The following is a 14,485-nucleotide window of genomic DNA, read 5'->3' as shown; positions in this document are numbered from 1 at the left end:
AAAGAAGAAGCATAGGCTCTGCAGTTTGCAACATTCAGATTAAGAAAAAGATAATATAGGCGAAATAAAGCGCTAAAACACTGATCACGATCAGCGTTGTTTCAAATAACCCCCCTGACTTAGCCGGTTTCTGTTTTGGGGTATATCGCGTCTTCGTTATTTTTCCTTGGCGCGGTTTTTGCTGTCTTTGTCGTGTGGCAGGCTGCGGTGATGCTTTTATAGGCTGTTTTCTTTGTGCTGCTTTTTGCCCCGCGTCTAGCATATCCTTTTTCATTTCATCTGCGGATTGATAATCTCCGTTCAAGGCTGAAAAAAGCACTTTTTTATACTTTTGAAGCAGCGGGTTTCCTTCGATGAGAGACCTAAGCTGTTCTTTGGGCTGGTTCGTTTTCTTAAATTCTTTTTTATGCACACTGTTGATCATAATCATGGCAACTGCGAACAAATCATAGGATGGCTCTGCCTTCCTTGTTCCATACCCCCAATAGCCTCTGTCATAAAACTCCGTATACTCTTTTATCGCCCGGCCTTCCTTTGTCGTGCCGCCCACATCAATGCAGCGGATCCTTGCGGGCGGACCAGTTACGATCAGATTATCAGGTTTAAGATCGCCGAATATCCATCCTTGCTGGTGAAGCACCGATAAGCTGGATAACAGCTGAATCATTAATACAGGTATCCACTCTGCTCCTTTATCACTGACATACTTCAAAAGCAGCGGCCCTTTTATGTATTCCATTGCATAAAATGAAACTTTCGTATTGGCACTGGGAATATAGGCATCATCCGTATCAAAAAAAGAAGGCCCCATCGTAACGGACTGGGCCTTTGAGAAAGATTTCAAGACATTCACTTCAGAAGTAATAGACAGGCTGTCATCACTCACCTTTAAGGCAACATGTCCATCTGATGCTTCTGCCAAATACACAATTCCATTGGCCCCTTTACCAAGCTGTTTACGCAATGTATAAGTGTTTCCATTCCACTTGCCTTTGATTGTCGTACCCGGCTTGAGGCTACATGCCAAACTCGTCAAAGCGTCGTTCATCATCTGCCAGCATGCCCCTTCTTGAGCGTATTTTTTCAAACTGCAGTGTCGCTTCACGAATTGCCGGACCTGTCGGCGTGATGCCGCCTGTCGAAAGCTTTGCAAAGAGTGTGGAAAGAGATTGCAGCTTCGGTGTCCAGTTCAGCACAAGCTCGACCTCTTGTTTTTTCCCGGGAAATATACACATCGCAAATTCGTTATTCCCGATTCGGGAATTGAGGCTTACAGACAAATCAATCAGTGCCTCTTTTACTGTTGGAAGCTTTGGCGCCATACTTGCACTTGTATCAACAAGAACCAAAACCTGAAGATGCACCGTTTCTCCAAGCTCGTCTACCACTTCCATGACTTCGCCGCGTTTTTCCGGGGAAAGCTCTTCCATTTCCACATTCTTTCCGAGAATCTGTTTCAGTTCTTGATTGACTACACCTTGTAAGGTTTGCGTCATCGCTTTTTTTGTTACCATTTGAACAGTTTGTGAAAGCTGAGATGCATAAACGACTTGGTGCACGCCTCCTCCGGCAAGTGCAATCCCTTCGACTTCCTTCATTGCCTCAGGGTCAATTTGATTTTCTTCCATTATACCAATGACATTTACCGTAATCCCCTGCTCTTTAGCAAAAGCAGCCATTGCAAGCGGGTCTTCCCCATGGTTTGAGCAGCCATCCGTTATCAGCAAAATTTGATTTAAATGTCCGTTGTTCACATTCATTCCTCCTGGAGAATACGAGGATTCTCAGATTCATATATTCCCATCTTCGCCAGAAGAAATTTGATTTATACGGAAGCGTTATGAAATTTCTTGTTTGTTTTGAAAGATTGCCGGAACAGGAATGGATGCCCACTTCGGTGTATTGTGATCAATCCGGACAACAACAACAGTCATATCGTCCTCAATTTGGCCGGATCTTGTGCGGATGACTTCTTCCATAAGCAAATCGGCAATCTCCTGCGGGTCATTTGTTTTCAACCCTTTCATTTTACGTTTCATCCATAAGTCGTGATTTTCCACATGCTTAGGCCCCTCAAAAATGCCATCACTCATCATAATTAAGAGGTCACCCGCTTTCAGCTGTTCACTCACAACCTCCACATCGAATTCATTAATAATACCGATTGGCAGATTGCTCGCTTGAACTTTCATGACCTGGTCACCCCGTTTGATAAAGCTAGGCGTCGATCCAACCTTCAAAAATTTACAGCTGGCATCTTGAAGATCGATAATAGACAGGTCAAGCGTGGAATATATTTCGTCAGTTGTCCTTAGAGACAGTATGCTGTTGATCGTTTTAATTGCTATTTTTTCATCAATTCCCGATTCAAGGATTTTTTCAAGAAGCTTGATCGTTTCATTGCTTTCAAAGTGCGCTCTTGCGCCATTGCCCATTCCGTCACTGATTGCTGCAGCATATTTTCTGGCTCCAAGCTCCATCATGCTGTAGCTGTCGCCGGAGACAAGGCCGCCGCCCTTCGCAGCGTGAGCAGCTCCCGTGGACACCCTGTATGATTTTGTTGATCCAAAGGCGACATGGCTGTATCCATTCGGATGCGGAGAGTGCTGTTCGGCTTTCACAAGAATTTGTTCTTCCAGAATGTCAGACAGCATAGGGGCAATGATTTTTTCACTTTCTCCATGTCCGCTGAACGGAATGGTCATTTCAATATCGATATTTCCTTGTTCAAGACTATAGATCTCGACATGCTGAATCTCAATTCCGAAATGTTGAAGCGCCTCTATGATTTGCTCTTCCTGCAGAAAGTGCTGTTCTCGCTCTCTTTTTATTTCCCGAGAAAAGTCGGCCATGACTTCAGAAACGCCTAAAAGCTGTTCAGCAACTAGGCGTCTGCTGTCCTGGACTTTTTTCTTGAGAGTCAAATGGGCATGGTGATGTGCGAGCTCATCCTCAATCAGCTCTTCAACCTGCTTGGATTTAGAACAATACTGTTGAAACTCTTTTTTCAGCCTTCGGTTTGATGCATATTCTTTTTCCTCTGTTTCAAGCATAACTTGTTTCATTAAATCATATGTTTTATCAAAGTTCTGTACCCAGCACCTGTTTTTCTTGTAGCACGTCTGACAGGAATGCTCCGTGATTTTGCTTAAGAACAGATCAACTTCGCTGTCATCTGTCTGTTCGTCTGATGCTTGGTAAAAGGTTGCAAAGCTTTCAGACAGCGCGTGAAATACATTGGAGAACTGGTCTACCTTCTGAGCAGTGACATCTCGGATTTTTCTAGCGTATTGCTGTTGCTCTTGAAGATGCTCGACAGTTCCCGGAATATATCTCGCCACTTTCCTTGTAATAGATTGAGGTGTGAGTAAAAACAGGCCGACTGCGATTAATGACTCATAGAGCGTTGTCATCAGACCGGCAGAGCCTTCACCATATAAAGATATAAGAAGTGATCCAACGATCAGACCGATTGCTGCACCCGCTTTTTTTCCTTCCTTCAGCAAACCGCCCAATAAACCGGAAAAAGCAAGCAGACTCATTTGATATAGGTTTCCGATATTCGCCAAGCCAAGAATCAGGCCGGTCACAACACCAACCGTACAGCCGATGCTTGCTCCGCCAATAAAGGAAAAACTCAATACAACATAACGAGCCAATATATGTTCTGCCTGCATCCCTTGGTAGGACAAGCCGGCCAGCCCCGTTAAAACAGAGGCAATAAGAATCATAAAGCAAATGATTTCCTCTATTTTTAATGATTGTTTCACTTTTTTCACAGTAAAAATCGGAAGGCTCTGAAGGAAAATCAGTGTTAAGATAAACGACAGTCCAGCCTCAACGATAGCCATTACATAATCATAGGTTGTAAATACGCCATTTTGGGCATAAACAAACCCGGCTCTTGCTGCAGCCATGGAGAAGAACACGACAATCGGGAGTGCTTTAACACGATCGTCGGTAATGAAGGCAGCCACTTTAGAAAATACGAAGAATGCCAGCAATGCCGCCAGTATGAGCAATGAGTGCTTTGGAGATATGGTCAGCGCACCTGCAAGCACAGCCAAAACCGCATAAAATGCTTTGTCTCTTCTGATGAGAAGCATCGCTCCAAAGAAAGGAAGTGCGAAAGGAAGCACCTCGGATAATATGAAAGCCCGTCCAAGCAAAAATCCGATAACAACATAAATGAATCCTTTATAGAAAAACAGTGAATGCAAATGATGAGTCACCAGCTTCGTGCCCCTGTTAAAAAACGATTGGAGTTTTTCCAAAGCTTGTCCCGCCATTGGCCCGTTCACTCTTCTTTCTGCTTTTTCCATTCCTCTCATCTCCCACCTGTTATATTCGTTGCCTGTCATTATAGCGAAAGCACAGATAGGATTTTGTCAAAAGAAGGTAACAATACCAAAGAAATCTTCGACGGTTTCTGCCTTGATATTCGTTTATGAAAAGAATTTCCGGAATGTTGTCTAAAAATGAAAAAAATCGGCTTCTGCAAGAGAAACCGATTTTTTAGGATGACCCGTACGGGATTCGAACCCGTGTTACCGCCGTGAAAGGGCGGTGTCTTAACCGCTTGACCAACGGGCCAAACAAATATGGTAGCGGCGGAGGGGATCGAACCCCCGACCTCACGGGTATGAACCGTACGCTCTAGCCAGCTGAGCTACACCGCCATATTGTTTTGTGCTTCTAAGCACAAGTTATATAATACAAAGGTTTGTCTCTTTCGTCAACAGAAACTTTAATGTTGTAATTTTCTGACTTTTAAAGAGGGTGAGGATAATAAAAAAGCATCCGTCGGGATGAACGGATGCTTCATTTATTTTATAGAAAGCAGCAAGTTATCCTCTTCTTGCTCCGCGCCCTCCACGTTTTGATTCCGTATTGCGTTTTAAAGATGACAAGCGATCTTCGCTGTCTTTTAAAAACTTATTCATTTTCTGTTCAAAAGATTCTTTCGGACGGAAATCATTTCTAGGTCTGGCTTGCGGACGGTCTTTAGCTTTTTTAATAGATAAACCAATTTTCCCGTCTTTTTCAACGTTGATGACTTTCACTTCAACTTGGTCGCCGACTTTTAAGTGGTCGTTAATGTCTTTGACATAATTATCAGCTACCTCACTAATGTGAACGAGACCGGTTGAGCCTCCAGGCAATTCAACAAATGCTCCAAAATTTGTAATACCTGTAATTTTCCCTTGCAACTTGCTGCCAACTTCAATCGACATAAAAAAAGTGCTCCTCCTTAGGCTTATAAAAAGATCGTTTGCTTAATTATACCTAAATAAAAATTTAAGTGTCAACAAGGCTACTTACTCTTCTTCTCCACATTGAAGATAATTTCTCCGTCTCCAGACATGAATAAGTCCCTTCTGGCAAGCTCTGTGACGTAATCTTCATCCTTCAATTTGGATATTTCTTCTTTTAAATCCGTTTGTTTTGTCTTTAAACTTTTGAGTTCTTTTTCAAGCTGTTCTTTCTTTTCTTCTTTTGCACTAAGGGAAGATGTTTGGGACCATACAGAGCTTGCCAGCACAATTGCCGTCAGGAATACTAGGGCGCCGAATACAGTTAACCGTCTGTACAGCCCTTTGCGTCTTCGTTTCTTCAGCTGATTTTGCCGTTCTACTTGTTCTTTATAGTCGTTTTGTATTTCAGTTATCGTTCGTTCCCTGGAAAAATTCAAACCAGACGGTCCTCCTTTCATTTCTTCAAAAACCGTGTGATGGTCGTTCTTATGGTTATCAATAGTTTCTTCTTCTTTTTGAGAAATCCTGCACCTTTTTCAAAATAACGTCTAAAAGTTAGACGCATTTTCACAGGAAGAAGTTTCAAACATTGTTTCGCGATAAAACGGATCGGAAAACACAGAACCATGACTATTTTATATAGACACAGCAGGAGAAAACCTATCAGGCTGTATGTTTTCTTGAATAAAAATGCCGCCATCCAGATGATCGCTCCGCATGTCCACACAATAGGACGAAATAACACGTGCTGAATGAGTTTTTTGAAGAATTGATAAACAGAAACAACAAGGTAAATGACGAATTTCAGTATTTTTATATAGATTCGTTTGCAAAGGCTCTGATACGTCGCAACGCCCAGCAGAACCGCTAAAAAGATGTAAATCCTGAATTCTCCCTCATTTACATGAAGCAAGACATAAAAGAAAAGCAGCCCTTGCACAATCCAGAAAAGAATATCATGAATAAATAATAGCCATCTGGCTGTTTTGGCACGAATGACAAAGAGCCGGTATGTATCAAGCGAAGCACCAAGCCAGAGACCCATACCGGACATCGCCAGCATTGTATAGAATTGTGTCGTCAGCGTCATTTAAACAACTTGCTAAAAAACCCTTTAGCTTTATCCCCTTGTTGTTCGTCTAAGTACACTAAATCAAATACCCTGCCTTTAATCGAAACAATCCCTTTTTCCACATCAAGATTTTTCATCTGCAGGTTTTGGCCTCTGACGGAGAGCATTCCCATCACCGTTTCCAGCAGGAATTCTTCGTTATCAAAACTCTCCACATGCTTAACCCCAGAAATATCTAAATGCTTCCGGCCTTTCATTGTCACATCATGCTGTTCCGGAACAGACGAAGAACCTTTTTGATCATAATATGAATTCATCTATTCAGCCCCCATATCCTCGATACTTTTAGCATTATTACTGCATTGTATGAGGAGGGGGATTTTTTTAGAACAAGCCTATTCGCCGAGTTTTTCTTCTTTTAGAATCGTGTACATGTTTGCAGCTTCTTCTTTTTTCGTCGTGTCTTTCAATTCATTAACTTGAACCGTTACAAGCTTTTGGCCGAAGCGGACCGTTAGTTCATCTCCCGGTTTTACGTCAGAGCTAGCTTTAGCTTGGTTTCCGTTAATAGAGATTCGTCCTTGGTCAGCTACTTCCTTCGCTAGTGTACGCCGTTTGATCAGCCGTGATACTTTCAAAAATTTATCTAATCTCATATCTATGATCTCCTCTCAGTTTCTTTTGCTTCATTCCACAGTTTGTCCATGTCCTCAAGGGACATATCAGCCAACTCGACTCCCTCTTCCTTCGCTGTTTCCTCAATGTATGAGAACCGTCTCCGGAATTTGTCATTAGTCATGGCCAGCGCTTCCTCTGGCTCTATTTTGTAGAAGCGGGCTACATTCACCAGCGCGAATAAAATGTCGCCAAACTCAGCTTTAAGATTGTGTTCATGAGGAGCTTCAGAAACCTCAGAAGAAAATTCCTTCATTTCCTCACTTACCTTTTCCCAAATATCGCTGACGTCTTCCCAGTCAAAACCGACCTTCGCTGCTTTTTTCTGCAATTTAGCAGCTTTCGAAAGAGCTGGAAGGGTTTTCGGTACGCTGTCTAGTAACGATGATTCAGATGTATTTTTTTCGGCCTTTTTTATATCTTCCCAATTGGCCAAAACATCGTTTTCATCCTGAACCTTAACATCTTTAAACACATGGGGATGTCTTCTGACCATTTTTTCACTGATTCCTTTTATGACATCATCAATTGTGAAATAACCTTCATCTTCACCAATTTGCGCGTGAAGCAAGACCTGAAGCAAAACGTCGCCAAGCTCTTCGATCATATGGTCTGTGTCTTCTTCGTCAATAGCTTCGAGAAGCTCATAACATTCTTCAATCATGTACTGCTTTAATGACTGATGCGTCTGCTTTTTATCCCACGGACATCCATTAGGTCCGCGAAGCTCTCTGATGATGCTTCGGAACGTGGAGAATTCGTGATAAAGCAGCTTCTCTTCTTTAATCGGCGGAATATACACACTTGTTAAGTTGTTCAAGGCGACATTGCGGTCCAGCTCAAATAATGGCACTGTCCTGATCTCCTCGCCACGGCTGCCTGCTGCAGTCACAATGACAACCTCATAATCATCAGGCAGCTTCTCCATCAATGTCAGCTTGACTTCAGAAGCCGTCATTTGGTCGTAAACCTGACATATGATCAGATGATGTCTGAGCTCAAGCTCGTCCGCGGACAATGTGCCGGCATCCACAAATTGAAAACCTTCAATCGGGTCAATTTGCAAGGCATTGAATGTGGCATCAAGGAAACTTTGTCCCCCCGCGACTTTCACTTGAACGTTTTCCTTTTCCTGCCGCTCCGTCAGCAGCTGAACTGTTTTTTCTGCGACAAACGGATGTCCCGGTACAGCGTAAACCACATCCTCACGCTGCGCCGCTTCAAAGAGGATATCAGCAATTTCTTCATATACCGCCTCGAACTGATCATGTTTCTCATATATATCATCAAAGAAACGGATGTTCTTCGTTTCTTTTTCAAGCTCCTCAATTAAAGGATGATCCTTGGTTCTGACATACAGCGTATCTGCCTTCGTCAGCAGCTTGTGTATACCAATTGTCAACTGGTCCATGTCTCCGGCACCAAGTCCCACGACTGTAATTTTACCCGCCATTTTGTTCTCTCCTTCTCATGAATTTGCTTAACTTGCTGCCGAATGGCACACTGTTCAGCTCTTCATCTGTAAATATTCCCAATCTCATCATACAATAAATAAACACCGCGCCACCAATGGCAACAGCAGAAAGGCTCTCAATCACAGCCGCTCCTCTTCCTGTTGCAGGAAACAAGAAAGTCCATAGACGCGTATACGCAAGCAAAACAGCTGACATCAAAAGAGCAGATCCAATAATCGGAATCAAAACGCCTCTAAGCGTATCGAGCCATCCCTTTTGCCGAAGCTGATACAAGTTAAGGCCGGCGACAGCCGCAAAGGAAGCAGCTGTCGCAAACGATGCGCCTTCAATCCCATAGCGCGGAACCAAAAGTGTGTTTAACACCCATTTCACCGCAACACCCGCGCCCACCGCTATCGCTGGAAAAACTGTGTACCCCGCTCCCTGTAAGACTGCCGCTGCCGTTACCGCCATAGATGCAAACAAAATGGAGCAGCTAAATACTTGTAACGCACCTGTCCCTTCTCCATTTTGAAACAGCATGATATTTACCGGCTTTAGAATGCAAATCAACCCAGCCGATGCGCCTGTACCGAGCACAAGGCATAGTTTCAAAGATGACGTGATTTTTTCTTTCATGATCTTCAGCTCATTGTTTTTTACAGCCATAGAAATATACGGAACGAGTGACGTCGCAATGCTTACCGCGAAAATTGAACCGAGCTGCAGCAAGGGTTGTCCCCGATCATAGATCCCCTTTAGGCGTTTTGCTTCTTCGCTTGCCTCACCACCCGAAAGCAATGCATATAAATTCAAAGCATCAACAAGCTGGATAAACAAAAGCAGCAAACTGCTTACACAAATTGTAACCGAATATAAAAGCAGTTTTTTCGTCAATTCTTTTGTTGTGATGACATTTTCATTTTGCCTATCCGTTTGGTTGTCTCTATTCGTTTTAAACCAAAAAAACCCCAGTATCATCAATGCAACCAAACTTCCGGCAAGGGAGCCTGAAGCGGCTGCCGCTCCCGCAGTATAAAGCGAGGCTCCCTTTTTCACGAGCCAAAATGATAAGCCCAAGAGCACTGCAACACGGAGAAACTGCTCTGTCATCTGTGATAAGGCTGAAGGGAGCATTTCGTGCCGCCCCTGAAAACCGCCTCTAAGCAACGCGACAAATGGGAAAAGCAGAAACGCGTATGCGGCCACTTGAATTAACACGGCTAGATGCGAATCTCCCATAAAGAGTGCAATAGGAACAGCGCCCATATATAAACAAAGAAATAATAAAATACCGATTAAAGACAAAAATAACGCTGATATTTTTAATATGGTGTGATGATTTTTTTCACTATAATCATTCATCAGCTTTGAAATAATGACTGGAAATCCTGATGTGGACAGCATGACCGCAATACCAAGAAAGGGATATACCTGCTGATATATATAAAATCCAACATCGCCGACAATGTTTTGAAATGGGACTCTGTAAACAGCGCTTAAAATTTTTGTGATGACGCCTGCCAGAATTAAAACAAAAGCCCCCTGCCAAATCCAATGTCGTTTAACGCCTATTGAATCGTCCATCCAAAAGCTCCTTCCCAACGTCAGGGGCAATACGGTTCACGTATTACCGCGGCACAAATAAAAACGAGGTTATTATACCACATCCCAACCCTTGGATTCCTTTTTCGGCACGCATGAAAAAGAACAGCGTCCCAAGGAGAGCTGTTCTTTACATACCTATTTTCGAAGAAAGGAATAAGACCTACTGTTCCATTTGACGAGCCAAAAATCCAGCTGCTGTTTCAACGGCTTTATGCTCTACTTCGCCCATTGTCTGATCTTTTGAAAAGATCACCACAGCACCTATCGGATCACCGTTCGCCACAATTGGGCCGACAGTATAAGAATTCATGTCCTCATCAATTCCATTCACAAGCTGTACTGATTTCGCATCACTCTCAAGCACGGAGCTGCGCTGATCCATTGTTCTTTCCAGCATTTCGCTGATTGACTTGTTTAAGTAATCTTTTTTGGAGCTGCCGGACACGGCAATATATACATCACGATCACAAATCAGCACTGAATGGCCGAGGCTGTCGTAAAGCGCGTCTGCATACTCCTTTGCAAAGTCTCCAAGCTCACTGATCGGAGAGTACTTTTTCAAAATCACTTCTCCGTCACGATCTACAAAAATCTCAAGCGGATCGCCTTCCCTGATTCTCAGAGTTCTTCGAATTTCTTTAGGAATCACGACCCGACCTAAGTCATCAATACGACGTACGATACCGGTTGCTTTCATCTCTGGTGCCTCTCTTTCATTTGATGGTATATACATGTGGGAAAGACCTAAAGCAGTTACTTTATGTACCTTCCGCCTCGCTTGAAATTAGTATCCGTCACATCAAATGTAATATACACCAGAGAGTAACAAAATTTACGTTGATGAAATGGTTTGCTTTTTCACATCTTTTAAGCCCTTCAGCATGCCCAGCACGGTGTCGAGCCATTCATCGGCACTACGGCCTTTCGTCTGTATGGAGATTTTGAGTTTTTTCCCTTCCATTCCCAGTCCGATTTGTCTGCCATATTTATTGCCAAGCTCAAACAGCTTCTGTCCGTCAATTTCAGCACTTGCTTCTTCAGAAATCGTCAATCTGACAGCATCTTTATCCTGCTTAATCAGCTCGACACGTTCCTGTCTCGCATAGACTTTCATTTCTGCAACAGTAAACAAGTATTCGACTTCTTTTGGATAGTTTCCAAAGCGGTCGATCATTTCATCTTGAAGCTCATTCTTCTCTTCGATTGTCGCCACAGACCTGAAGCGTTTATACATATCAATTTTCTGTTTGCCGTCTTGAATATAAGTTTCCGGAATATACGCATCAAGCTCGACATCAATTTCTGTTTCAAACTGCTCTGTCTTCGCTGTGTCTCCTTTACGCTCCTCAATGGCCTCCTTCAGCATTTGTGAATAGAGGTCAAATCCGACCGAATCGATGAAGCCATGCTGCTGGGCACCAAGAAGATTCCCGGCTCCGCGAATCGTTAAGTCACGCATTGCGATTTTAAAACCGGAACCTAGCTCTGTGAATTCTTTAATAGCCTGCAGCCTTTTTTCAGCCACTTCTGTCAGCACTTTATCCCGGCGGTACGTGAAATACGCATACGCCACACGGTTAGAACGGCCGACACGCCCCCGCAGCTGGTAAAGCTGAGAAAGACCCATCTTGTCAGCGTCAAATACGATCAGCGTATTGACGTTCGGGATGTCCACGCCAGTTTCGATAATGGTTGTGCTGACGAGAACGTCTGATTCTCCTTCAAGAAAACTTAGCATAACGGTTTCTAATTCATTTTCTGTCATTTTCCCATGCGCATATGCTACCTTCGCGTCAGGGACTAGCATTGAAATTTCATCCGCTTTCCGCTCAATGTCCTCTACCCGGTTGTACAAGAAATAGACCTGGCCCCCGCGTGCAAGCTCACGTTCAATCGCCTCTCTGACAAGAGCGCCGTTATATTCCACAACATACGTCTGTACGGGGAAGCGATTTTCCGGCGGAGTCTCGATGACTGAAAGGTCCCTTACGCCAAGCATAGACATATGCAGCGTACGCGGAATCGGCGTTGCTGTTAACGTTAATACATCAACATTGGCTTTTATTTGCTTGATCTTTTCTTTATGGGTTACACCGAAACGCTGCTCTTCATCAATGATGAGGAGCCCTAAATCTTTATACACGACATCCTTTGATAGCAGCCGATGCGTCCCGATGACGATATCAACCGTTCCGTTTTTCAGCCCTTTGATTGTTTCGTTTGCTTCTTTTCTCGTTCTGAACCTGCTGAGAAGGCCGATATTAATCGGATAGTCCTGGAAGCGCTCTTTTATGGTTTCATAGTGCTGCTGTGCCAAAATTGTTGTCGGAACGAGCAGAGCTACCTGCTTTCCGTCACCGATCGCCTTAAACGCGGCACGTATGGCAACCTCTGTTTTACCGTAGCCCACATCTCCGCACAGCAAGCGGTCCATCGGACGTTCTCTTTCCATGTCTTTTTTGATTTCGTGAATAGAACGGAGCTGATCCTCAGTCTCTTGATAAGGGAAAGCCGATTCGAATTCCCGCTGCATCTCATGGTCAGGAGAAAACGCATAGCCCTTGCTCGCTTCTCTTTCGGCATACAGCTTAATTAAGTCATCAGCAATATCCTGAACGGATGTCTCTACTTTTTTCTTGACCCGCTTCCATTCACTTCCGCCTAATTTATACAGCTTTGGCTCTTTTCCTTCGGAGCCAACATATTTTTGGACCTGATCAATTTGTTCTACAGGGACGTAAAGCTTGTCACTTCCCTGATAATGTATATTTAAATAGTCTTTATGAATGCCGTTGATTTCAAGAGTTTCGATCCCCAGGTATTTTCCGATCCCGTGATTAATATGAACGACATAATCTCCAATTTGAAGCTCAGAATAGCTTTTGATGCGCTCTGCATTGGTAAGCTTCTGTTTTCGCGGCTTCTTCTTTACACGGTTTTTGAACAGTTCTTCTTCCGTGATAACGGCAAGCTTCATTAACGGCAGCTCAAATCCCGATTGGAGCTCGCCTTCCATGATATAGACCTGTCCCTGAACAAGCGCTTTTTTGCTGTCTGTCACGGCGGCCTCGATATCATAATCAGCCAAAACAGATGACAATTTCTGTGTACGTTCCTTGTTTGCTCCTAAGAACACAACAGTGAAATTTGATTTTTTAAAACGCTCCATTTCGCCCGCAAGCACGTTCATTTGGCCATGGAAACTCTGCATTTGCCGGCCTGACACATTGACAATATTTTGCGGGCTCGTATGGTGTACATGCCGCAAAAATAAAGAGTAGTACAGCAGAGGCCGTTTTTGCTCAGTCACTATTTTTTGGAAGCTGAATGACAAACGAATGTCATGCAAAATCTTCCCTTCCTCAAGAAGATTTGTTATAAACTCCGCTTCTTCTTTTTGAAGCTGTTCTTCCATCTCATGAATCCGACTGACTTCATCCAAAATCAGAAGTGTATTATCAGGTGTATAATCTAGTAAACTAGCAGGCTTTTCATAGAAATATGAGAGATACTTCACGAGCTCCTGATCTGTCTGGCCTTCAGACAAGCGTTCTTTATCGTGAGAAATATTCGCATGAAGTATTTCTTTTTGTTTGTCAGTCTTTAATTTTTTCAAGCTCGCGGCAAGCCCACTATCGATTTTCTCCATCGCCCGCGCTTTTTCTTCCGGTCTGATAATTAATTCCTTCGCGGGACCGATATTGATCGAGGTAAGGGTCTCAATTGACCGCTGATCATCTGAATTAAAGCTGCGGATTGAATCCACCTCGGTGTCAAAAAGTTCAATTCTCACCGGATTCTCTGAAGTCAACGGATAAATGTCAATGATTCCACCGCGAATACTGAATTCCCCGGGCGCAGAAACCATATCAGACCGCTCATACCCTACCTCTACCAGCCGTGAGGCAAGCTGGTCAGGTTCGATATCATGGCCTACTTGAATGAGCATCTGGCTGCTTTTCCACACCTCTACAGGCGGCAGCATTCTTCTGATTGCAGCTACCGGAGCAACGACAATTGGCGCTTCTCCATTCGTTAGTCTATTAATGACATCTAATCGCTGCGCCCGCAATTCAGGGCTTGCAACTGCGATTTCTGATGAAATGAGTTCATTGACGGGGTACAAAAGGACAGACCGATCCTCTAGAAGTGAAGTCAGATCATCTGTTACTTTCTGGGCTTGATATAAGTTATGGGTGATTAGAAAGATAGGCTTATTCGTTTCATTAGCCAGAGCAGAAGTAAAAACAGAACGCGCGGAACCCGACAGACCCGCGAGCAGCTGTTCCTTCAGGCCCTCGTGTAAACCGTTGATGATGGATTTAAAGTCATCGCTTTCTTTTATAAAGGTTTGAATGTTGTCCATATGGCCCCTCCTCTCTGTTTCCTGTGAGAACAGAAAAACGCTTTGGTCTAGTGTC

At 43.6% G+C, this 14,485-nt stretch carries 12 protein-coding genes and 2 tRNA genes; all 14 read right to left on the bottom strand.

Annotation, left to right across the window (positions count from 1 at the left end; all coding sequences use genetic code 11):
* Positions 1 to 34 precede the first annotated feature (34 nt).
* A complete protein-coding gene (gene prkT / locus AC07VD_RS20570) occupies positions 35 to 1,051 on the bottom strand; it encodes a serine/threonine protein kinase PrkT (RefSeq protein ID WP_185184624.1) in 1,017 nt (338 codons plus the stop codon).
* The gene (locus AC07VD_RS20565) at positions 1,017 to 1,754 is read right to left on the bottom strand and encodes a vWA domain-containing protein (protein WP_003243782.1); all 738 of its coding nucleotides are present in this window, start codon (positions 1,752 to 1,754) and stop codon (positions 1,017 to 1,019) included. The genes prkT and AC07VD_RS20565 overlap by 35 nt, the downstream gene beginning before the upstream one ends.
* An 84-nt stretch (positions 1,755 to 1,838) precedes the next feature.
* Positions 1,839 to 4,322 carry a stage II sporulation protein E gene (gene spoIIE, locus AC07VD_RS20560; RefSeq protein ID WP_015253002.1) on the bottom strand — a complete coding sequence of 828 codons (2,484 nt, stop codon included), beginning with the start codon at positions 4,320 to 4,322 and terminating at the stop codon, positions 1,839 to 1,841.
* A gap of 199 nt (positions 4,323 to 4,521) precedes the next feature.
* A tRNA-Glu gene (locus AC07VD_RS20555) sits at positions 4,522 to 4,593 on the bottom strand.
* A 9-nt stretch (positions 4,594 to 4,602) separates the two neighbouring features.
* A tRNA-Met gene (locus tag AC07VD_RS20550) sits at positions 4,603 to 4,679 on the bottom strand.
* A gap of 168 nt (positions 4,680 to 4,847) precedes the next feature.
* Positions 4,848 to 5,234, bottom strand: a complete 387-nt coding sequence (locus AC07VD_RS20545) for a S1 domain-containing RNA-binding protein (protein ID WP_003218379.1) — start codon at positions 5,232 to 5,234, stop codon at positions 4,848 to 4,850.
* 80 nt (positions 5,235 to 5,314) lie between these two features.
* Positions 5,315 to 5,692: a cell division protein DivIC gene (gene divIC / locus AC07VD_RS20540; RefSeq protein ID WP_003243211.1), complete on the bottom strand. Its 378-nt coding sequence runs from the start codon at positions 5,690 to 5,692 to the stop codon at positions 5,315 to 5,317.
* Between the two features lie 17 nt (positions 5,693 to 5,709).
* Positions 5,710 to 6,345: a spore cortex biosynthesis protein YabQ gene (gene yabQ / locus AC07VD_RS20535; protein WP_003226711.1), complete on the bottom strand. Its 636-nt coding sequence runs from the start codon at positions 6,343 to 6,345 to the stop codon at positions 5,710 to 5,712.
* The gene (gene yabP / locus AC07VD_RS20530; RefSeq protein ID WP_003226714.1) at positions 6,342 to 6,644 is read right to left on the bottom strand and encodes a sporulation protein YabP; all 303 of its coding nucleotides are present in this window, start codon (positions 6,642 to 6,644) and stop codon (positions 6,342 to 6,344) included. Before yabP ends, yabQ begins: the two co-directional genes overlap by 4 nt.
* Before the next feature lie 78 nt (positions 6,645 to 6,722).
* The gene (locus AC07VD_RS20525; protein WP_003226716.1) at positions 6,723 to 6,983 is read right to left on the bottom strand and encodes an RNA-binding S4 domain-containing protein; all 261 of its coding nucleotides are present in this window, start codon (positions 6,981 to 6,983) and stop codon (positions 6,723 to 6,725) included.
* A gap of 2 nt (positions 6,984 to 6,985) precedes the next feature.
* The gene (yabN, locus tag AC07VD_RS20520) at positions 6,986 to 8,455 is read right to left on the bottom strand and encodes a bifunctional methyltransferase/pyrophosphohydrolase YabN (RefSeq protein WP_257437835.1); all 1,470 of its coding nucleotides are present in this window, start codon (positions 8,453 to 8,455) and stop codon (positions 6,986 to 6,988) included.
* Positions 8,445 to 10,043 (bottom strand): putative polysaccharide biosynthesis protein, encoded by a 1,599-nt coding sequence (locus AC07VD_RS20515; RefSeq protein ID WP_494721967.1) that lies wholly within the window; start codon positions 10,041 to 10,043, stop codon positions 8,445 to 8,447. Before AC07VD_RS20515 ends, yabN begins: the two co-directional genes overlap by 11 nt.
* Before the next feature lie 181 nt (positions 10,044 to 10,224).
* Positions 10,225 to 10,761, bottom strand: coding sequence for a stage V sporulation protein T (gene spoVT / locus AC07VD_RS20510; protein WP_003218365.1), 537 nt, complete (start codon positions 10,759 to 10,761; stop codon positions 10,225 to 10,227).
* Positions 10,762 to 10,896: 135 nt separating this feature from the next.
* Entirely contained in the window at positions 10,897 to 14,430 is a 3,534-nt protein-coding gene (mfd, locus tag AC07VD_RS20505; protein WP_494721968.1) for a transcription-repair coupling factor, read from the bottom strand.
* Between the last annotated feature and the right edge of the window lie 55 nt (positions 14,431 to 14,485).

It is taken from the genome of Bacillus sp. GW821-FHT01G09, assembly GCF_059422205.1.
The sequence above is the reverse complement of the archived record's forward strand: the minus strand, read 5'-3'. Positions and strand labels throughout refer to the sequence as shown.